The following is a 20373-nucleotide window of genomic DNA, read 5'->3' as shown; positions in this document are numbered from 1 at the left end:
TCAGCCGTTCTGGTCTGCGAACACGTCCGCGTAGGGGTCGTGGGCGCCCATGCCGCCTTCCGACAGGCGGAACTTGAGGTCCAGCCCGTCGCGTGAATCGGCGGCGCGCAGCGCGGTCTCGCGCTCGACCCGGCCTTCCTTGTGCAGCCGGAACAGGCACTGGTCGAAGCTCTCCATGCCTTCCTCCAGCGATTCCTCCATCGCCTGCTTGATCTCGTGCACCTGGCCGCGGCGCAGCAGGTCGCGGATCATCGGTGTGTTGAGCAGCACCTCGGTCGCCGGCAGACGACGGCCGTCGACGCCCTGCACCAGGCGCTGCGACACGACCGCACGCAGGTTCAGCGCGAGATTCATCAGGACGTTCTTGTGCGCGGCCTCGGGGAAGAAGTTGAGGATGCGCTCGATCGTCTGGTCGGCGTTGTTGGAGTGCAGCGTCGCCAGGCAGATGTGACCGGTTTCGGCGAATGAGATCGCCGCTTCCATCGTGGTCGCATCGAGGATTTCGCCGATCAGGATCACGTCGGGCGCTTCGCGCATCGCGTTCTTCAGCGCGTTGTGGAAGGTCTGCGTGTCCAGGCCGACCTCGCGCTGGTTGACCAGCGAGCGCTTGTGGCGATGCAGGTATTCGATCGGATCCTCGATGGTGAGGATGTGGCCCGACGTGCTCGCATTGCGGTGGTCGATCATCGAGGCCAACGTCGTGGACTTGCCCGAACCGGTCGAGCCGACGATCAGCACCAGCCCGCGCGGGGCCATGATGATGTCCTTGAGCACCTGCGGCAGCTGCAGTTCCTCGATGCTGGGAATGTTGCTGCGGATCGCACGCACCACCATGCCCGCTTCGCCGCGCTGGCGGAACACGTTGATGCGGAAGCGGCCCGCGTCCTGCAGCGAGTAGGCCATGTTCATTTCCATGTCCCGCTCGAACTGCTGGATCTGGCTCTCATCCATCAGCGAGTACGCGATCTTCTTCACCATCCCCGGCGGCAAGCCGGTGCTCCCCAGCGGGTAAAGCCGTCCCTCGACCTTGATGTAGACCGGCGCGCCCGTGCTCAGGAACATGTCGGACGCATTTTTCTCGGTCATCAGCTTCAGGAAATAGCCGATATCCATGTACGAATCCCCAATATCGCCCAGGCCACGTTGCGTATCCCGGTGCGGCTGACCACAATGCCCCGGGTTAAAGTCCGGAACACGATGCCTCGATGAATACAAGCTTCGCATACATCCGGCCGCTGCTGCAGGCATCGACGCTGGCTTTCGTACTCGCGCTGACCGCCTGCGCCAGTACGCCGCCGCCGACCGAAGAACTGGCGGCCGCCCGCCTGTCCGTCGCCCGCGCCGGCGATGCCGATGCCGACCAGTACGCGCCCACCGATATCGCGCAGGCACGTCGCGCACTCGAGCAGGCGCAGTCCGCGATGGGCAGCCAGCGCGAGTCCGAAGCGCGCACGCTGGCCCTGTCGGCGAGCGCACTGGCCGACCTGGCGCACGCACGTGCGTTGCAGGCCGCGACTGAATCCGAACTGGCCGCACGTCGCGCCGAGATCACGACCCTGCGCCAGCGGCTGCAGACGGAGAACTGATGACCATGCGTCTGTCGATGTTGCTGATCGCATCCCTGCTGGCCGTTCCGGCCGTCCACGCCCAGTCCGACACGGCCAGCGATGCCGCCGGACTGCAGCAGCGGCTGCAGGCGATCGATGCTGATTCGTCCACCGCAGGTGCCGCCGCCTATGAGCGCCTGCAGGCGCGTCAGGCGCTGCAGGCCCTGACCACTGCGCGCAGCAGCCAGCGTGCCTCCGCGCTGCAGATCGCGCAGTGGCGCGTCGAAACCGCCGAGATCGCGGCCGGCACCGAGCGCAGCCGGCGTGAACTGGGCGAACTGGAACGCCAGCGAAGCCAACTGCTGGTCGAAGCGAGTCGGCAGGATGCGGTGCGCGCGCGTCAGGAAGCCGAGCGCCTGCGGATCCAGGCCCAGATCCAGGCCGAGGAAGCCGCGCGCCTGCGTCTGGCGGCCGAGGAAGAGGGCGCAGCCCGCCAGCAGGCCGAGACGGTGCTGCAGGGCGTGGCCAGTGGCGAAGCCGCCAAGTTGCGCGCCGCACGCCAGCGCGAGGCCGAGCTGAAGCGTCGCGAAGCCGAGCTGATGCGAAGCCTCGAACCCTGAACGCCGCGGGCTGCGCGATCCGGCAGCCTGAATCCATATGGAATCAATCGCTTGCGCGTGTTTGGCCAGGCGCGCCGCGTGGTTGCGCGATTCACGGCCTGCGCTGGCGTGAAGCGGTCGGGCTGACTGCGCGGCTCGATCGTCAGCGGGCCGATCGACCCTTGCCGGCTCGAAACGGGGGGAGTAGGGTCGATCTCCCGGGTGGCAACGTTTCCAGTCCGCCACCTGGTCAACGAGCCAGGCCGATGACCGAGATGATCCCCCACGAGGTCCCCGATCCCCGCGTTCCGCGCGGTGATGGCGTCCTGACCGGATCGTCCGCTGCCTCGTTCTGGATGTCGCCCCCGCAACGCCCCTGCCGTCCCCGGCTGGGGCGTTCGCATTTCCGTCAGGAGGATTTCATGTTCGAAGCGCACTCGCAGACAGAACTCGAAGAGCTCATGAAGGACAACGTCGAGTTCCGGCAGCTGTTCTATCGCCACAAGGAGCTCGACAAGAAGGTGCTCAACGCCGAGCTCGGCGTGTTGCCGGTGAACGAAACCACGCTCTCACAGATGAAGCGCGAGAAGCTGCAAGCCAAGGATCGCCTGACCTCGATGTACGACGCGCTGCAGCACTAGTTCCCACAGTCGCGGGCGGTGGCGGTCATCCTCGTCGACCGTCATCGCCCGCGGGTGTCTTGATCGGGCATGGGCGCTGCGCCCGTGCCGTGGCGATGCGATAATCCCGGACTGTTTTCCCCGCAGGACCCGGATCCCCATGCCGATCGCCGACTCCGTTCTCGATCTCATCGCCGACACGCCCATCGTCAAGGCCCGCAGCCTCGACACCGGCGTGTGCGAGCTCTACTTCAAGCTCGAGAACCAGAATCCCGGCGGGTCGATCAAGGACCGCATCGGCCTGAGCATGATCACCGCCGCCGAGGCGCGCGGCGACATCCAGCCCGGTGCCACGCTGGTCGAGGGCACCGCCGGCAATACCGGCATCGGTCTGGCGCTGGTGGCCCAGCAGAAGGGCTACAAGCTGATCCTCGTCGTGCCCGACAAGATGAGCCGGGAGAAGATCTTCAATCTCAAGGCGATGGGCGCCGAGGTCGTGCTGACCCGCTCCGACGTCGCCAAGGGCCATCCGGAGTACTACCAGGATCTGGCCGAGCGCATCGCGCGCGAGACCCCGGGCGCCTACTTCATCAACCAGTTCGGCAACCCGGACAATCCCGCGGCGCACGAACACGGCACCGGTCCCGAAATCCTGCGGCAGATGGCCGAGGTCGGCGGCGTGGACGCCGTGGTCTTCGGCTGCGGCAGCTCGGGCACGATGACCGGTCTGTCGCGCTGCTTCGCGGTGCATGCGCCGGATGTGGAAATGGTGCTGGCCGATCCGGTCGGCTCGATCCTGGCCGAGTACATCAACGACGGCGTGCTCAACGACAAGTCGGGCAGCTGGATGGTGGAGGGCATCGGCGAGGATTTCCTGCCGGGCATTTCCGACTTTTCGCGCGTCAAGCAGGCTTACGCGATCAGCGACCAGGAGAGCTTCCTGGCTGCGCGCCAGCTGCTGCAGGCCGAGGGCATTCTCGGCGGCTCGTCGACCGGCACGCTGCTGGCCGCCGCGCTGAAGTACTGCAAGGCGCAGACCACACCGAAGAAGGTGCTGGTGTTCGTCTGCGATACCGGCAACAAATACCTGAGCAAGCTCTACAACGACTACTGGATGCTCGACAACGGCTTCCTGGAGCGCGAGCAGCACGGCGATCTGCGCGACCTGATCCTGCGCCCGTACTCGCGCCGCGACACCGTGGTGCTGGCACCAACCGACCTGCTGGTCACCGCCTACCAGCGGATGAAGCTGTACGAGATCTCGCAGCTGCCGGTCATGGACGGCGACCGCATCGTCGGCATCCTCGACGAGAGCGACGTGCTGCTGCACGTCTACGGCGACGAAGCGCGCTTCCGCGAGCCGGTGTCGTCGGCGATGGTCAGCAAGCTCGACTTCCTCGACGTCAAATCCCCGGTCGAGGCCCTGCTGCCGGTCTTCGACCGTGGCCAGGTGGCGATCGTCACCGATGGCGACCGGTTCCTCGGCCTGATCACCCGCATCGACCTCTTGAACTACCTGCGCCGCCGCGTGCAGTAAGCGCGCGACGCCGCCGTCGCCGGCCGAACCTTGCGTTCAGTCCAGGCGACTAGAATCCCCCGTCTTTCCAGGAAGCGTCCATGTCCCGTTCCACGCCCGAGCGCCCCGATTCGAGTGGCTTTGCGCTCGCCACCTTGGCGATCCACGCCGGCCAGTCGCCCGATCCGTCGACCGGGGCCGTGATGCCGCCGATCTATGCGACCTCGACTTACGCCCAGTCCAGCCCGGGCGAGCACCAGGGCTTCGAGTATTCGCGTACGCACAATCCGACGCGCTTCGCCTACGAGCGCTGCGTGGCGGGCCTGGAAGGCGGCACGCGCGGTTTCGCGTTCGCCTCGGGCATGGCCGCGACCGCGACCCTGCTGGAACTGCTCGACAGCGGCGACCACGTCATCGCGATGGATGACCTGTACGGCGGCAGCTACCGCCTGTTCGAACGCGTGCGCACCCGCAGCGCCGGTCTGTCCTTCAGCTACGTCGACATGACCGATCCGTCGGCGTTCGAGGCCGCGATCACCGACAAGACGAAGCTGGTCTGGATCGAAACGCCGACCAACCCGATGCTCAAGCTGGTCGACATCCGCGCGATCGCGGACTTGGCGCACAAGCGCGGCCTGATCGTCGTCGTCGACAACACCTTCGCCTCGCCGATCCTGCAGCGCCCGATCGAACACGGCGCCGACATCGTCATGCACTCGGCCACCAAATACCTCAACGGCCACTCCGACATGGTCGGCGGCATGCTGGTGGTCGGCGACAACGCCGAACTCGCCGAGCAGCTGGCGTTTTTGCAGAACTCCGCCGGCGCGGTGCAGGGGCCGTTCGACAGCTTCCTCGCGCTGCGCGGCCTCAAGACGCTGCACCTGCGCATGCAGGCCCATTGCGAGAACGCGCAGGCGCTGGCCGAGTTCCTCGATGGTCACGACGCGGTCGAGCAGGTGATCTATCCGGGGCTCGCCTCGCATCCGCAGCACGCGCTCGCCAAGCGCCAGATGGACGGTTTCGGCGGCATCATTTCGGTCCGCATCAAAGGCGGTTTCGAGGCCGCGAAGCGATTCTGCGAACGCACCGAACTGTTCACCCTCGCGGAGTCGCTCGGCGGCGTGGAAAGCTTGGTCAACCATCCGGCGGTGATGACGCATGCGTCGGTGCCGGCAGAACGGCGTGCCGAGCTGGGCATGCATGATGATCTGGTGCGGTTGAGTGTGGGGGTGGAGGGTGTCGAAGATCTCAGGGATGACCTAGTGAATTCGTTGAAACCTCGCTAGCGGTCGCCCTGGGACTGAAATGGATCGAAATACGTTTGAAGCAGGTGCAATCGCTGGATCCGGTGTTTCTGCGAAGAACTGCCGGAGACCAGGGAGGCGGTCGATATAAAAGCAGTCGATGAGTTAGAGGCGATCATGTTCGTTGGCCTATGTCGTCTTGGAAGCTGGGGGCATTTGTCGGCGGGTTCCAATGCGTGATTTGGTTCGATCCCAGAGGTTGGAGGTCGCGGTATTTGGCGCCTCTGTATGTGTTGGCTCCCGCTCGCGCGTTTGGTTTTAAACGAGGCTCATAGATTGAAATCGCTCAGGTCAAACAGTTGGTTCCTGCTTCGACAGCTCGCTGTCAGGGATTTGGAGTCAAAGCACAAGGGGACTTTTGGTGGCGTGTTCTGGCTGGTCGCCCAGCCGTTGCTCATGCTGGCGATTTACACACTCGTGTTCGGCCTGATTTTTCAGCCGCGCTGGAAAGGGATCGAGTCGATCTGGGATTATGCACTGATTCTTTTTCTGGGAAAGATTGTCTACATCTACGTGCTTGAATCAGTTGGCCGAGCGCCCTCGGTGATCGTTGCGCATACGTCGTATGCCAAGCGCACCCAGTTCCCACTGGAGTTGTTGCCGTACATGACGCAGGCGACGGCAGTTATCGGGGTTGTGATTTCACTAGCTGTGTGGCTCTTCTTCTACGTGCTGATCCATCGGGGAATGCCTGCTGCGCAAGGCCTGCTGATCCCAATCCTGTATCTTCCCTTGTGCCTGTCGTCTCTCGGGGTGAGTTTCCTGTTGGCATCCTTGGGGACGTATTTTCGCGATGTGGGTCAGATCGTCCAACCTGTGCTCTTCTCGATGATGTTCCTGTCGCCCGTTTTCTATCCCATCGCGCAATCCCCACGGTTGATGCAGCCCTGGCTCAAGCTCAATCCGATGAGCCAAGTGATCGAGCAGTCGAGATCAATCCTGTATTTCGATACGCCGGTAGATTGGCAGTGGTGGGCTAGCCAGATGCTATTGGGTGGCGTACTGCTCGGGGTGGGCTGGTTATGGTTCCGCCGCACCAAATCCGGGTTCGCGGAGGTTCTATGACAAGTGTCATCCAGTGCGCCAACCTCGGGAAAGCGTTTCCCATGGGGAAGCGTCAGCCTGCTGAAGTGCTGAAGCACGAGTTGCTCGGCGGAGGCACGAAGTACGCGCAGACTTTCTGGGCGCTTCGGCATTGCGATCTCACGGTGCGCGAGGGGGAGGCTGTCGGGATCATCGGTCAGAACGGCAGCGGGAAAAGTACGCTTCTGCAGATGATTGCGGGCGTCTACCCGCCTTCCGAAGGCAGTCTGCAGGTCCATGGCAAGATCGCCGCGCTTCTGGAGCTGGGCTCGGGATTCGACCCGGAATACACGGGGCGGCAAAATGTCTTCATGTCCGGCGCCGTGCTGGGTCTCTCCAAACAGGAAATCGAGGCGCGTTTCGATGACATCGCTGCGTTTGCAGATATTGGCGATTTCATCAATCAGCAGGTCAGAACCTACTCAAGCGGGATGTTTGTCCGATTGGCATTTTCCGTAGCGATTCACGCGGACGCCCGGATTCTGATCGTCGACGAAGCTCTCGCGGTAGGGGATGCGCGCTTTGCTGCCAAGTGCATGCGCCGGATATCGAAGCTGCGGGAAGATGGCGTAACGCTGCTTTTTGTCAGTCACGATGTGTCCGCTGTTCGTGCCTTGTGTGATCACGCAATGTGGTTGCATGGAGGGATGACGAGAGAATTTGGTGACGTGCCTGACGTCACCGCTCGGTACTCCGAGTACCTGTTCGCGGATGAAACGAGCGACGGTGAGACGCCTGCCCAGGCCGCGAGTGGCGGTCCCGGGGACACCGGTTCCCTTGTGGGGCAGGTTCATCCAGCTGAGGGCCCGTCAACCGAGGAAGTGGTGCACGCGGAGAAGGATGCGGAAAAGCTTCTGAGGTCAGGGATTTTGAACCATTGGGGGACGCGTCTCGGTTGCGTCACCGGCTTCCGTATCGAGGGTGCCAAGGGCCTGGATCGTGTGTTCGAGTACGGTGAGGACCTCCACGTATCCGTAGAGTTGGACATCCCCGATGGTATAGATAATGCAGGCTTGAGCGTCGCGTTCGCGATCAAGGATCTTCGCGGTGCGGATCTGCTTGTCTGTGCGACGGCTCTCGAGGATCCGGGCCTGTTTGTGGGCCAGTCCGGCCGGACTATCGTGAAATTCCGATTCAAGAATCTTCTGACTGAAGGGAAATACTATTTTGCCGTCGCGGTCGAGGACCGATCGGAGCCGGCAATTCATTACTTCGAGTACATCGAAGGCGTCGAATATTTCGCCTCGCTATCCTCAGGGGCGCGTTTCGGCGTTTTTAACGTACCCGTCAGCGTGGAGTTGGGAGAATAGAATGAGTGGTGAGATGAATAGCCGCGAATACTGGGATGGCCGGTTTTCGGGTGATTGGAAGAGTGCGCAGGGCCCGTTCCAGACCGAAATGTTCGCGCGCGTCGCATTGCGCGCGCTGCCGCGATGGCTTCGTGACGACATCCGCCGAAGTGCGCTTTCGATTCTAGATGTCGGTTGCGCCGAGGGCGAGGCGGTCAATCTTCTGGCCCAGGAACTTGGTGTTTCCGATGTGTGTGGATGCGATTTCTCACAGGTCGCAATTGACAGCGCAAAGCAGAAGTTTCCGGGTTACGAGTTCTTTTGCCAGGACGCGACCGCGATGTCGCGGTCGTTCAATGTCGTGTTCTGTTCGAATGTCGTGGAACACTTCCAGGAGCCGATGGCGCTTGTAGGGCGCCTTTCCGACGTTGCATCCGACCACGTGATAGTGCAAGTCCCGATCTGGGAGATGCAAAGGCACGAAGAACATGAGTCCACGTTCCTGCTGTCTTCTTTCCCCGCGATTCTGGGGGACGGAAAGGTCATCAGCGCGTTCGATGTGGTCAACACTGCGGCTTATCCGGTGGCGTTCTGGAATGGTTGGCAGGCGATCGTCGTCTATAGCGCTCCCGAGGCAATTGCGCGTTGCGGCCTTACCGCGGCTGACATGGTAGAAGGGTTAAGCCTGCGCAGCCTTCCGTTCAGCGACCTGCAGCAGGTGACACAGGTCGATCCTAGCGTTGCGCGCCAAAGCGGTTCTGCGCCTGATCGCGGTGTCGCAGATGCGGCCATTCTGACCAGCCTCGAACGCAGTGACTCACGCCGTGAGCAGATCGGCTGGGCGGTCAAGGAGCAGAGCGCCTCTTTGCATTCTGAGCTTAAATCCCTGTTTATGGACGAGTTGACGCAGCTACGTCGCTTGATCAGTGCTCGAGCAGAGGAAATCAATACTGCCGAGCGTGCGATCACAGAAGATCTGCGGGACCAGCTGAACGCTCTGCGTGGAGAATATGCTCGCCTGGAGTCCCGTCATGACGGGGAGCTGGCAGCAGCGCGCCAGCGAATGGCTGACGAGAAAGCGATCGCAAGCCAAGCGTTAGATAGGCTGCGCTTAGAGATGCGGGCGAAGGAGGCCACAAACCTGTCGGCCGCTGAGGATCGAATCGCCAAATCAGCAGCAGAGGTCAGGAGCTTGGAGCGGGCGTTGGAAGTGGCGACCATGAGGCTTAGTGAGCTTCACCAGAGTACTTCTTGGCGGATTACAGCCCCGGCGCGTCGACTGATCACAGGTGCTCGCAGTCTCGCCGGGCGTGCACCGTCACCACGGGCCGTGAGTGGCTCCACGGCGACGGCAAGTGAGGTCGGTGGCGTGTCCGCCCTGCCTGATCCCAACGTAGTGGAGCTCGACCGTATCGTCGCCCGTCATGCAGGCAAGCCGATCATCGTGCTGCCTGCGCTGGTTGACTGGGATCTGCCGCTGTTCCAGCGGCCGCATCATATTGCCTCTCAGCTTGCAAAGAAGGGCTATCTCTACTTTTTCTGCACCTGGAATGTGTCCGACAAGATCTACGGTTTCAAAGAGGTCGAGGACGGACTTTATGTCACGGACCAGCACTACTTGGTGGAAAATCTGCCGGGAAAAATCCTCCATCTATACTCCACTGACAATCTGAGGACGCTGGATTTCATCGATCCGCGCCGCGCCGCGGGCGACCCTGTGCTGTACGAATATATCGACGAGATTGATCCGACGATTTCCGGAATGGAGATTCCAGAGAAGGTTTGGGAAAAGCACAAGGCGCTTGTTTCCGATTCAAGGGTCGTCTGCGTCGCCAGTGCCGACAAGCTCCTTAATGAAATTCTAGAGTTCCGGCAAATTAATGTAGTCACTGCGACCAATGGCGTTGACATTGCCCATTTTCGGGAGGTCGAAGATTGCGTTCCTGAAGAGATTGCTGGGCTAGTGGCCTCTGGCAGGCCGATTATCGGCTATTTTGGCGCTTTTGCCGTTTGGTTTGACTACGAGCTTGTATGTAAGGTCGCCGAAGCTTACCCGGATTACGAGATCCTGCTCATCGGTGTTGATTACGATGGTTCGATTAAGTCTTCCCGTATCGGTCAGTACGAAAACATTAAGGTTATCGGGCCCATTCCTTATCTTGTGCTTCCGCGATACGCGCAGCATTTTTCCGTGTCCACGATTCCATTCGTAATCAACGCAGTCACGGAGTCGACGTCGCCCATCAAGCTGTTCGAGTACATGGCTCTGGGGCATCCCATCGTAACGACGGCCATGCCGGAATGCAGAAAGTACAAGTCTGCGTTCATTGGTGAGGATCACGACGACTTCGTACGAAAGGTGGGTGACGCTCTCAGCTATCGTGCCGATGCCGCATATTTGCGACTACTCGACGAAGAAGCGCTTCAGAATACTTGGGCGTCGAAAGCGGCGGCGATCGATGCTGCGGTGTCTAACCTTTCATTGCGTGCCTAGTTGCTCTCGAGCGGTAGCATCGGAAGATCTCGGGTTGTCCGGTCGGAGGGGATGGGGCGGCACGCTGCACGTAGGGATTTGAAGTATTTCAGATGTCTGCTGAGGGCCTGGCGAGATTGGATTCGTGCGAGCTGAAGTTGAGTTTGAGTATTCGTGTGGCCTGGAGATTTGAGTAGTGATATCGATGGATCGAAGCGTGCAGACGTCGGGAAATTTCCGTTATGTCAGCGCGAGTTATGGCCTGGGCATGCCCGTCTTATTGATGGTGCTATTTGTGTCCTTCGTGACCCTGCTTGATAGCGCGCCGCCCTTGCTGTGGGAAGGGATGTTTCCACCTCGTGCATTGATACTCAACTCCGCGCCAGGGCTCATCCTTGCAACACTTCTGACGCTACTGACGCGGCGTCCTGTATTTTCGTTCATTGTCAGCGGATCGATCTACTTGGCCATGTATTGGGTCAGTCGAGCCAAAACAGTCCAGCTGGGGGCTCCGCTGATGCCCCAGGATCTGCAGATCATCTCGATTTCTTCGATTGGTCTTTTTGCGAACTATATGGAGTTCGGCCTCAAGGAGGCGATTTCTGCTCTGAGCGCCTTGGCTGCGTTCTACGCCCTGTTCAAGATCGAACCTAGGATCTGTTCGGCGCTTAATCTGGCGCGTGGGCTATTGGCGTTGTCGGCCGCATGCTTGTTCCACTTCTGGTGGAATGGTCTCGACCCTTCGGGCGACGCATTCGATCGCGCCGGCATCAAGTTCGAAGCTTGGACGCCGCAAATGTCAGTCGATGGATCCGGTCTGGTCAATGCGTTTACAATTTTTGGACGCATTCGAGCGAAAAGTGGGGGCGCGTTCGACGAAGACGAGGATGAGTCTGCGCATTTCGTGGGGCGTTTACTCCCTGTTGTCGGCGAGCGTGCAGGTTTGGACGGGGAGCGGCCCGACATCATTGTTATTCAGAGCGAAGCGCTTTTCGATCCGGCACGTATCGAAGGGATGCAGGGGTTCTCCTTTATGCCGAAGCTTGTAGCCCAAGGATGGCGCTCAGGTGGTCCCATGTATACGCCGACATATGGAGGTGGGACAATCCGAACCGAGTTCGAGGCGCTTACGGGAATCTCCTTAAGAAATCTACCTGGAGTCCAATACCCTTACCTGGAGCTTGATATTGACTCTGCCCCGTCGATCGTAAACCTCTTGGCCGACACCGGCTATCGCACGTTTGCTATCCACCCAAATAACTCCGATTTTTGGCGTAGAGGGGACGTGTTCCGTTCGTTCGGTTTCGAAGCAAGTATCTGGAAGAATGGCTTCTCGGCGCCAGTGGTCAATGATGGTCCATACGGGTCCGACGAATCGTTAATGGATGAGGCGATCTCGTTGCTGCAATTGCAGTCCGAAGATCCAGTTTTTATGTTCTTGATTACGATTCAGAATCATGGCCCTTACCTCTGGCACTACTCTTTGACTGACGAGCAGTTGTCGGATTTCTGGGTTCCGGCTTCCTTGTCGGCAGACGGCGCCAGGGAGCTCAGAACCTATCTATATCATCTCGCGAAAGGCGAGGCGCAGCTGCTAAGGCTCGTTGATTTTCTCAGAATGCGAGATCGGCCAGCACTAGTTTACGTTTACGGGGATCATCTTCCTGCGCTGCCGAACGTTTTTGGCGAGCTAGGGATTTCTGGAGAACATAGCGAAACCTCTGCACCGTCGGTCTGGATGTGCGTGGAGATCAGTGCAACCGGCTGTCCTCCGGACTCGATGAAGATGGCGTCGTGGAAGATCCCGGGATTCATAAAAAATGCCTCAAACACGCCTGGTGATTTCTACTACGCGATGAAGTACGCGCTGCCTACGGAGATTGTTACACTCACGAGATCGCCCCAAGCACCCCCTGCAAGCCCTTCTCACTGGGTTTCAAGTCTCGATTCGGCTCACAGGAGTGTCGATGCAGCCAGAATGAACGGCGATTTCCCTCGTAGGCTAGATAAAGCGCATAGGGCCTTTTCCGTGAATTTCGGTGAAGTGGTCGATAGAGTTATCGTATCGCCCCTCGTGTTCGGGCGTTATGTTGACAGCAGATATCGGGTCGTCGGGGTGTCCGAAGAGTTCAGCGAAGGGGAAAGATTCTTCGGGTATCTGGATATTTCTGGATTTGTAGATGATTTGAATCTGGAAATTGTAATGAGGGCCTCCGGCGGCAGGGTTCTCCATCGTGTCGCTTACGATGCTGGCGGTGTGTTGGGGGCTATTCGGAAGAATTTTGATTTTGAAGGGGTTGAGCTGCCTTCCGGTGAGTACCTGGTTGATGTTGTCGTGGAGGGTGTTGCTCTCAGCACATCTTCGATCCGCATACTTTAGATATTTCTATTCGGTTCTGTCGCGGTCAAATGAGAAGCGTCCGCTTGCGCTCGACTTGGCGTGGACCGATGAGTCTCGAGCTTTGAAGGGCTAGGCTCGGTTCGGATCTTCACCTTCTCATTTACCTAAGAAGCCATTGGGGCGCAGCGTACGCCCGCATTGGACAGCCACGACAGGGGATTCTTAGAGGCCTTTTTTGGTCGCGCACAAGCAGCGTTCGCCCGCCCGTCATGAAGCTGTGGTGTGCTGGCGTAAGAGGCAGTTCGGTTACCTCTTCATTGCCGCCGGGCTTCGAGTCACGATGTCTAGCTATGCCGTTAGAAGGGCGTGTTATCGGTATTCTGGATGGGCTAACAAGCCGCTTTTGTCGCTCGTCCACGCAGGATCCTGCATTGGGCTCATGCACGGGCACAAGAGCCGCAATATGATCACTTGGTATCCAACGCCCCCTACGTTCTCAACACCGGAGTGTGTCAATGCCCTACGCCCGTGACAAAGCGATGTTTCTTGTCAGGTTCTGGCTATGCCGCATTGAAGAACTCGCAAAGGTTTGCGTCTTCGTCGTCGCGATTGCGCTCGTCATGCTCCTTGTAACGGCGCTCATCTTCAACGTGACATTACGTTTCGACCGAGTGACAGCGGGGCTGGTTTGGCAGGTTGATGCTTTGGCTCTGGTGGCCTTGGCGGTTGCCGCTTGCGTCACAGTTCTCCTGCTTCAGGTGAAGTCCCGTCGCGTTGTCTCCGCTGTCGTCAGTGCGCTAGCTCCTTTGATCGCAGCGCTCGCGTCAGTCTTTGTTCTGCGGCCGGAGTGGATCAGCGACTTCGCAACGATGTGGGCACGTGCGCAGGAGTTCAGGTCGGTTGACCTTGTGGTGCGCGATATCTATGACCAGCGGGTGCAGTTGTTGTTGGTTCCTGCAGTACGTGCATTGGGTACGAGCGAGTGGGTGGTTCCAGTACTCAATCTTTTCTGCCTTGGCGCTGCACTGTTTGCAGGCAGCATCTGGGTGCGTCGTGTGGCTGGGCCAGCTGCAGCTCTGCTTTTCTGCATCGTACTGGCTTCGGTTCCTGAACTTCTGCTCGCACTTGGGATCCCGACACACGACATTTGGGCACTGCCTTGGATCGTGCTCTCGGCGCTGGCCATCCAGCAATCACTGCGCGAGGTGAAATGGCAGAAGTCCGTGCTGTGGGCGGCGGTCGGTGCGTTTGCCATGGTCCTACTACAGGTTCAACGCGAGATTGGTCACGTGGCGTTCCTGGCGGCGTTGCTGTCCTATATCGTGACTGCGGCCTTGGTCCCTAAATCCCCACTGGGTCAGCAAAGCGAGGTCCTGCCGCATCAAAGCCGACAGGCAGCCGCCAGTGCGCTTGCGTGCGCCTTGGCGCTGGTTCTGATCTATCCGGCTGGGTCCGCGGTTGCGCGGAGCATTGGGATGTTCGCCGATTACCAGAATCTAGTTCATGCACGGGTGGGCGGAGTGACGCCATCGGCTTTCCGCGGTACCTACGGAGACGGACGGGTATTCGCGGACAATTTTCTGGAAGTTCTTGATCCGTCTGAGCGTGGCGATTTTGCAAGCGATGTAGCCTTGTCTGATACGGTGCTGCAGCCAGAGCGTCGTGTGCCGAATGCACTGCACAGGATGAAGACACTTTCCTATCTGGGTAGCCAGACCTATTTTTATGTACCCGGACTGGACAGAGAGCACCCTAGGCTGGCCGCGGGCATCGCCAGTCTCACAAGCTGGCACGCAGCGGCATTTGCGTTGCTTGTCCTCTGGTCGCTCATCGGTATGTGGCGGGGCGGGTACTGGCAGCCCTATCTGTATCCCATCCTGTTCTCGTCGATCCTTGCAGCAGGCCTTGTCTTGGTGGGCGAGGTGCAACCCCGCTACCTGATTCCCCTGTGGATTACGGGATCAATGATGGTGGCATCTCTCGCACCACAGGTAACGCGCTTGCAGCCGTTCCGGCTGCTGAAACCCGTGGCGTACCTTGCCCTGCTGGGCTTGTTGGTCTACGCCGGGTGGAAGATTGTCGACCGCCGCTATTCCCATATGGACGGTCGCGTTCTTGAGTGGTCACTTCCCGCTGGGCGGCCTGCGCAGGGTGCGGCTTTTGCCGCGCTGATGGGTGACGAACGATTCAATGCGATCGGTGCACTTGGATTTGCGATGCAATTGCCGGAATCTTCTGGGCCTGTGTCCGGCGAGGCCCAGTCACAAGCCTGCACCGCAAGCAAGAGTACGCTGGATTTCTTCTACTACATGCCTTACCACCAGACCTACGCGCTTGGCTACTTCGATCTGACTCTGCTTGTGGATGGCACTCCGCGGTGGAGTGTTGCCCTTCCAAGCGCTCCGGGCATCCAGCATGCGGCCGTTGATCTTCCGGAGGGGTGCCTGGAGTTTACCTTCCGGTTGTCGGCTGACAGGGGCACCTCTGATGCGTCGTGGGTCAACGCTTCGCGAACGGAGATTTACTTCCCTCGGGTGGTCGTGCACTCCGACTAGTCCAAGACTTGGTGCTTTCAGCGCCGCACGCGATGGCGGCAGGACAATCATCCCGCCGTGCTGGGGCTGTGCATAGAGCAGAGAAAGGCACTGTTCAAGAGCATGCAAGGTATCAGGGAGAAGTGAAAGTGCCGCAGACCGATGCTATGCCTTGGGGAGCGCAATCCTGCGTTACCGGGTTGAGCGCAGAAGAGAACGCGTCAGTAGAAAATTGAAGGGCAGGACGACTGCAGTCGCAACGACGGGAGCTATTCGTGGATCGAGCAAAAAGAATCGTACGCAGATGAAGATCACCGCCATGCCCAGAGCGTAGTTTGCAAGATGCACCAGCGGGAATGCTGCCAGCTTCCTCCATGACCATGTGCAGCGGAACACGAACCATGTATTGATTGCGAAGCCTGTAAAAATTCCAGCTGCATAGCTGAGGGTGTAAGCAGCCCCATAGGCAAGCCAAGACAGTAGAATCCAGTAGAACAGGTATGTCAGGAGGGTATTGAATCCGCCTCCTAGCAAAAAGCGCAGTGACTCCCCGCGGAGTCGTGACCTCTGTGTCGGATGTGAAGCATCCATCGGCACGTCAGCTCGGCCGCTTCATGACGTCGGCATAGGCGACTGCGGCCAGGCCGTTCCCCGCCTGGTTCAGCTGAGCGACAATTCGGTAAGTGCCCCGCTGCTCGTCGTATCTTGGAACCGAAACCCGGACGACGTACTTCCTTCCGGGATAAACCGGCGCCAAGTAGACGCAGCTGCTCCACAGGTAGATCGTGCCTGCGCCAGGAAATTCCGTACCCAAGAGCCGGGTCAGCCAGCCGTTGAAAATCATGCCATGGCTGATGCGACCCTCGAACCCCGATGCGCGCGCGGCTTCATCATCGAAGTGCACCGGATTCATGTCTCCGGTGATCTCACCGAAAGCCCTCACTTGATCATGGGTCACAACATAGCCGTACTCCTTGGGCGGGAGTAGCGAGAGATTCAGTTGTGGCAACAGAAGGCAGGCATGCGTCGTCGAGCCCGCGGTTGCCGCCGCTGGGGCGACAGGGTAGCCGAGGCGTTGCACCGTCTGAACCGTCAGGAGATCCGATGCCAGGACGATCACTTCGTCGACCCGTTCCGTGACGATATGTGCGGCCAGGTCACGAAGTGGCGCCTCGTCTAGATTCCACGTCAATGCGCGCGGATGCGACGTCACAGAAGCCTCCTGAATATGTGCTCCCCTTTACCGAAGTGGTAACCGATTTTCTCCCAGCTTCGGATCACCGCATTGTTCGTGATCTGGGTGACCAGAAAGGAGTGCTCGGCGCCGCTGCTGCGCAGGTGTTCGTCCAGCTCGGTGATGATGCGTACGTACCAGCCGCGATGCCGCGGGGCAACAGCGCTGAGCACCGGCTGCGCAAGCTTGAGCTTCCAGCCGGCCCAGTGCTCGCGATGATATTTCGCGGTACAAAAGGCCTCGGGCTGATCCACGTCTGGAACGATGGTGGCATCCGCGAAATCGTTCAGGATCGACGCCTCTACCCAGCGTTCCATCATGCGGTCTGCATCGGCAGGCGGGATCGCAGGGTCGGCATGGAATCTGTCGAATGGGTTGACCATTGTTCTTGCGGCTTGCGCCAGCGCCGCGACGTCATCAGGCGTCGCCAAACGAGTGGCGAAGCGTTGCTGGGGAGGTGCGATCAGTGCGCGATGATAATGACAGCGCGTCTCGATGAGCTCGAAGCCGCTTCCGGCGAGCGCCCGCAGGAAGTACAGGTCGCCCGGTGCTGCCGGGGACAGGACGTAGTCGATGCCGCGGCGCTTTGCTTCGGCTAGAACGGCACTGAGTGCCTCCGTCGCCGGCCGGCTGTCCTCACGGAGGTCAGCCACGATGCCGGGGCGAACCACCGCGTTGAGCCGCGCCATACCGCGGCCGAAGAACTCCGAGTCCCAGGGTAGGATCTCGAGTAATACCCAGAACTCCTGACCTCCGGAAACCACGCTGAAACTGAGATCGTTCTTGCTCGAAAGTGTGTCGAGCCAGCCGCCGATCACAACGTCCCGGTCGTAGTCGACATCGATTCCCCGGATAAACGCGTGCGGACCCTCAATGCCGGCTCCGCGCAGTCCCTTGTGGATGACTTCCCGCGTATGGAGGTCAGACAGCGGTTGAAGATCGCCGATGCTCATTGGCTCTTCCGGGAGGTGAGTTCCATGAACTCCGCGTAATCGCGGATGTATTCACTCGCGTCGTAATGCTCGGACGCGAACACAACAAGCACCGCATCACTGGAGTACTTGTATTGGACACCCCATGTCAGAGGAGGCAGGTGGAGGCCGATCGACGGCTCGTCGAGTTCGAATTCCTCCCGGTTCGTGCCATCGTCGGCCACGACAGATAGTCGGCCATGCGCACAGATCAGGAATTGATGACAGGTGCGATGAGCATGTTCGCCACGCACTTCGGCATTGGGTACACCAAACACCATGAAATAGCGCTTTGCCTCGAATGGCACCGACTGTCCGAACTCGCCTACAGTGAGGTTGCCGCGGAGGTCGAGAACCTTGGGCAAACGGTGCACCGTCACGCCGCGCACGCCGCTGGCAATACGATCCGGCGTTGCTGACCTCTGGGCGGTGCTCGCCAAGCCGCTCCCGTTGGGAAAGCTCGTTGTGTAACCGACAATCTGTGCGGGACTGCCCGCGACCACGGCGTGCGGAGGCACGTCCCGGTTGACCACCGCGCCAGCCCTGACTAGCGCTCCGTGACCGATGGTCACCGAACCGTAAACGATCGCCCCCGCCTGGATGCAGACATCCGCGTCCAAGACGATTCGGCCTTCGTTGCCCGAGTCGAGAATCACACCCGCACCGATCTGGCAGTTCTCGCCGATCCGGCAATGATGGAGGATAACGCCGCCCGGGCCTACCTGTGCAGTTGCGCTGATCTCGACGGTGCTCGGGTTTGCTTCGGTCGCAACGTGGCGTGTCATGGGATTTCTTGTCCGTTTATTTCCGCGGGTTCGCCAAAGCGTTCGGTCAGCATGGGGATACTCAGCGGACGCTGCTTCGTATTGTCGTAGGCGCGCCACGCATAGTTTCCGACCAGTCCCAGGCCCAGCGCGTTCAGTCCTCCGAAGAACAGCACCGCCAGCATTGTGCCGGCGTAGCCTGGCACCGCCACCTGGCCCGATACCTTAGCTGCAAGCACGGCAACGCTGAATACTGCTGTGAGTGCCATGCCAACGAGGCCACTCGCGAGCAGCAGGCGTATTGGCGCGTCGGTGAAAGCGAAGACGCTGTCTAGCAGGTAAGTGAACTTCTTCTGGAAGGTCCAGGCGCTCTTGCCGTGTGTGCGCTCGCGCCGCCGGTAGCTGACGAACTCTCTGCGCCCGCCGATCCAGAACAGCAGACCTAGCAGACTGCTGTTGGCTTCGGAGAAGCCGATGACCCTGGATTGCAATGCGCGGCTGATGCCGAATACATCGACACCTCCGACTGGAACGTCACGCTGTACGAAGCGCCGATAGATCCACCAGAAAATCGAGGCGAAGACCCGCGAACCCAGGGGATCTTCCCGGGCTTCGCGTACGCCGAAGACCACGTCGCACCCCCCTTGTTCGAGCCTCTCGAAGAAATTGATCACCAATTCCGGCGGCTCCTGCAGATCGGCAGCCATAACCGCGATGTATTCACCTCGCGTGTGCTGCATGCCCTCACGGATCGCCGCAAACGAACCGAAATTCCGGGTGAGCAGAATCAGCTGTGCTCGAATGCCGCTTTGCGGAAGTTTCGCATGCAGTTGCGCGTAGCAATCGTCGGGGCTGCCATCGACCACGAAGACGACTTCCAGGCGCTTCTGCAGCGCTTCATCGAGCCCGATGCAGGCCTCCAGGAGGTCGTCTATGGACCCGGAGTTGCGATAGACAGGTATGACGAGCGAATAACGCGGGGTCAGAACCGGTTGCATGCTTCCACCACCCGTTCTACTTCAGAATCGGTCAATTCGGGGAAGCATGGCAGTGAAAGGACAGTGGCGGCGAACGATTCAGTGCGCGGAAGATGAACCTGTTCGAGCCGGCCTGCGAAACACGGCTGACGATGGTCAGGAATCGGATAATGCACATCTGTTTCGACGCCATGGGACCCAAGGTGTTCCCGAAACGCGTCCCGCTGTTCCGAGCGAACAACATACAGGTGGCCGACATATTCGCGTCCGGCTTCGACGGGAACGGTAATTGCGGGATTGCGGATGGTGGCGCTGTAGTGGTTGGCGATCTGCTGTCGGCGCTCATTCCAGGCATCAAGGTGGGGCAGCATTATGCCCAGCATCGCCGCTTGCAATTCGTCGAGGCGACTGTTGCGTCCGCCCGGAACTTCGTTGCTGTACTTGCGGCCCCAGCCGTACTGACGCAATTGCCTGACGCGTCCGGCCAGTGTCGCGTCATTGGTCACCACGGCACCGCCATCGCCCAGGGCACCCAGATTCTTTGTCGGATAGAAGCTGAAACTCGCGATGGTGCCGTAGCCGCCGGCGACCCGACCTGTGGCGCCCCTCGCGCCGTGCGCCTGCGCGCAATCCTCGACAACCGGAATGCCGTGGGGGGCCGTAATCGCGATGATTTCCTCGATCTTTGCCAACCTTCCATAGAGGTGCGTGACGACGACCGCCCGAACGCCGCCGGCCTCGACTGCGGCCAACAGGGCGACGGGGTCCATGTTGGCTTCATCCGTGACGTCGACGAACACCGGCGTCGCGCCAATGGCCAACACCGCAGACGTGCTGTACATGGCTGCGTTGGCGACGACGGCGACTGGATCGCCAGCGGCCACACCCACCGCCCGCAATGCGAGCTCAAGTGCATCCGTGCCGTTGGCGACGCCCACGCAGTCGGATACTCCGCAGTAGCGAGCGAACGCCTGCTCAAATGCTTTGACGTGCGGACCCAGTACGTAATAACCACTGCGAATCACCTCGTCGGCAACGCGCGCAAGCTCATCGTGGAGTGGCTGGGTGTGGCGTAGGAGAGAATTGAGCGGAATCGTGATGGACATGGCGTCAGGCCT

The 20373-nt window shown here is 60.0% G+C and carries 17 protein-coding genes; 10 read left to right on the top strand and 7 right to left on the bottom strand.

The genetic code is table 11. The annotated features are described in order from the left end of the window. Complete coding sequence (locus tag AC3A5K_RS11320) at positions 1–1113, bottom strand: PilT/PilU family type 4a pilus ATPase (RefSeq protein WP_487617620.1); 1113 nt, start codon at positions 1111–1113, stop codon at positions 1–3. Positions 1114–1205: 92 nt separating this feature from the next. Between AC3A5K_RS11320 and AC3A5K_RS11315 the strand changes: the two genes are divergently transcribed. The 10 genes from AC3A5K_RS11315 to AC3A5K_RS11270 all read left to right on the top strand — a co-directional run bounded on the left by AC3A5K_RS11315 (position 1206) and on the right by AC3A5K_RS11270 (position 15330). Beyond that, the gene (locus AC3A5K_RS11315) at positions 1206–1586 is read left to right on the top strand and encodes a DUF4398 domain-containing protein (protein WP_487617619.1); all 381 of its coding nucleotides are present in this window, start codon (positions 1206–1208) and stop codon (positions 1584–1586) included. Continuing rightward, positions 1586–2167 (top strand): hypothetical protein, encoded by a 582-nt coding sequence (locus tag AC3A5K_RS11310; RefSeq protein WP_487617618.1) that lies wholly within the window; start codon positions 1586–1588, stop codon positions 2165–2167. Before AC3A5K_RS11315 ends, AC3A5K_RS11310 begins: the two co-directional genes overlap by 1 nt. A gap of 401 nt (positions 2168–2568) precedes the next feature. Further along, positions 2569–2787: an HP1242/YdcH family protein gene (locus AC3A5K_RS11305; RefSeq protein ID WP_487617741.1), complete on the top strand. Its 219-nt coding sequence runs from the start codon at positions 2569–2571 to the stop codon at positions 2785–2787. A 139-nt stretch (positions 2788–2926) separates the two neighbouring features. Next, positions 2927–4303, top strand: a complete 1377-nt coding sequence (locus AC3A5K_RS11300; protein WP_487617617.1) for a pyridoxal-phosphate dependent enzyme — start codon at positions 2927–2929, stop codon at positions 4301–4303. An 80-nt stretch (positions 4304–4383) separates the two neighbouring features. Then, entirely contained in the window at positions 4384–5571 is a 1188-nt protein-coding gene (locus tag AC3A5K_RS11295) for a cystathionine gamma-synthase (RefSeq protein ID WP_487617616.1), read from the top strand. A 246-nt stretch (positions 5572–5817) separates the two neighbouring features. Continuing rightward, positions 5818–6654: an ABC transporter permease gene (locus tag AC3A5K_RS11290; protein ID WP_487617615.1), complete on the top strand. Its 837-nt coding sequence runs from the start codon at positions 5818–5820 to the stop codon at positions 6652–6654. Continuing rightward, on the top strand, positions 6651–7982 hold the full coding sequence (locus AC3A5K_RS11285) for an ABC transporter ATP-binding protein (protein ID WP_487617614.1): 1332 nt from the start codon (positions 6651–6653) through the stop codon (positions 7980–7982). Before AC3A5K_RS11290 ends, AC3A5K_RS11285 begins: the two co-directional genes overlap by 4 nt. Before the next feature lies 1 nt (position 7983). Next, the gene (locus AC3A5K_RS11280) at positions 7984–10455 is read left to right on the top strand and encodes a methyltransferase domain-containing protein (RefSeq protein WP_487617613.1); all 2472 of its coding nucleotides are present in this window, start codon (positions 7984–7986) and stop codon (positions 10453–10455) included. A gap of 196 nt (positions 10456–10651) precedes the next feature. Beyond that, on the top strand, positions 10652–12814 hold the full coding sequence (locus tag AC3A5K_RS11275; RefSeq protein WP_487617612.1) for an LTA synthase family protein: 2163 nt from the start codon (positions 10652–10654) through the stop codon (positions 12812–12814). Between the two features lie 476 nt (positions 12815–13290). Continuing rightward, positions 13291–15330 carry a hypothetical protein gene (locus AC3A5K_RS11270; protein ID WP_487617611.1) on the top strand — a complete coding sequence of 680 codons (2040 nt, stop codon included), beginning with the start codon at positions 13291–13293 and terminating at the stop codon, positions 15328–15330. Between the two features lie 171 nt (positions 15331–15501). On the opposite strand, the gene AC3A5K_RS11265 is transcribed toward AC3A5K_RS11270, so the two are convergent. From AC3A5K_RS11265 to AC3A5K_RS11240, 6 genes are read right to left on the bottom strand one after another with little or no spacing between them, the layout of a single operon-like run. Beyond that, on the bottom strand, positions 15502–15900 hold the full coding sequence (locus AC3A5K_RS11265; protein ID WP_487617610.1) for a GtrA family protein: 399 nt from the start codon (positions 15898–15900) through the stop codon (positions 15502–15504). Between the two features lie 7 nt (positions 15901–15907). Beyond that, complete coding sequence (locus AC3A5K_RS11260; protein WP_487617609.1) at positions 15908–16522, bottom strand: MaoC/PaaZ C-terminal domain-containing protein; 615 nt, start codon at positions 16520–16522, stop codon at positions 15908–15910. Next, positions 16519–17496 (bottom strand): hypothetical protein, encoded by a 978-nt coding sequence (locus AC3A5K_RS11255; protein WP_487617608.1) that lies wholly within the window; start codon positions 17494–17496, stop codon positions 16519–16521. The genes AC3A5K_RS11260 and AC3A5K_RS11255 overlap by 4 nt, the downstream gene beginning before the upstream one ends. Continuing rightward, complete coding sequence (locus tag AC3A5K_RS11250) at positions 17493–18299, bottom strand: WxcM-like domain-containing protein (protein WP_487617607.1); 807 nt, start codon at positions 18297–18299, stop codon at positions 17493–17495. Before AC3A5K_RS11250 ends, AC3A5K_RS11255 begins: the two co-directional genes overlap by 4 nt. Continuing rightward, a complete protein-coding gene (locus AC3A5K_RS11245) occupies positions 18296–19276 on the bottom strand; it encodes a glycosyltransferase family 2 protein (protein WP_487617606.1) in 981 nt (326 codons plus the stop codon). Before AC3A5K_RS11245 ends, AC3A5K_RS11250 begins: the two co-directional genes overlap by 4 nt. Continuing rightward, positions 19261–20361 carry a DegT/DnrJ/EryC1/StrS family aminotransferase gene (locus AC3A5K_RS11240; RefSeq protein WP_487617605.1) on the bottom strand — a complete coding sequence of 367 codons (1101 nt, stop codon included), beginning with the start codon at positions 20359–20361 and terminating at the stop codon, positions 19261–19263. The genes AC3A5K_RS11245 and AC3A5K_RS11240 overlap by 16 nt, the downstream gene beginning before the upstream one ends. Positions 20362–20373 lie beyond the last annotated feature (12 nt).

The sequence above is a fragment of the Luteimonas sp. Soil_C_5 genome, assembly GCF_057656615.1.
The sequence above is the reverse complement of the archived record's forward strand: the minus strand, read 5'-3'. Positions and strand labels throughout refer to the sequence as shown.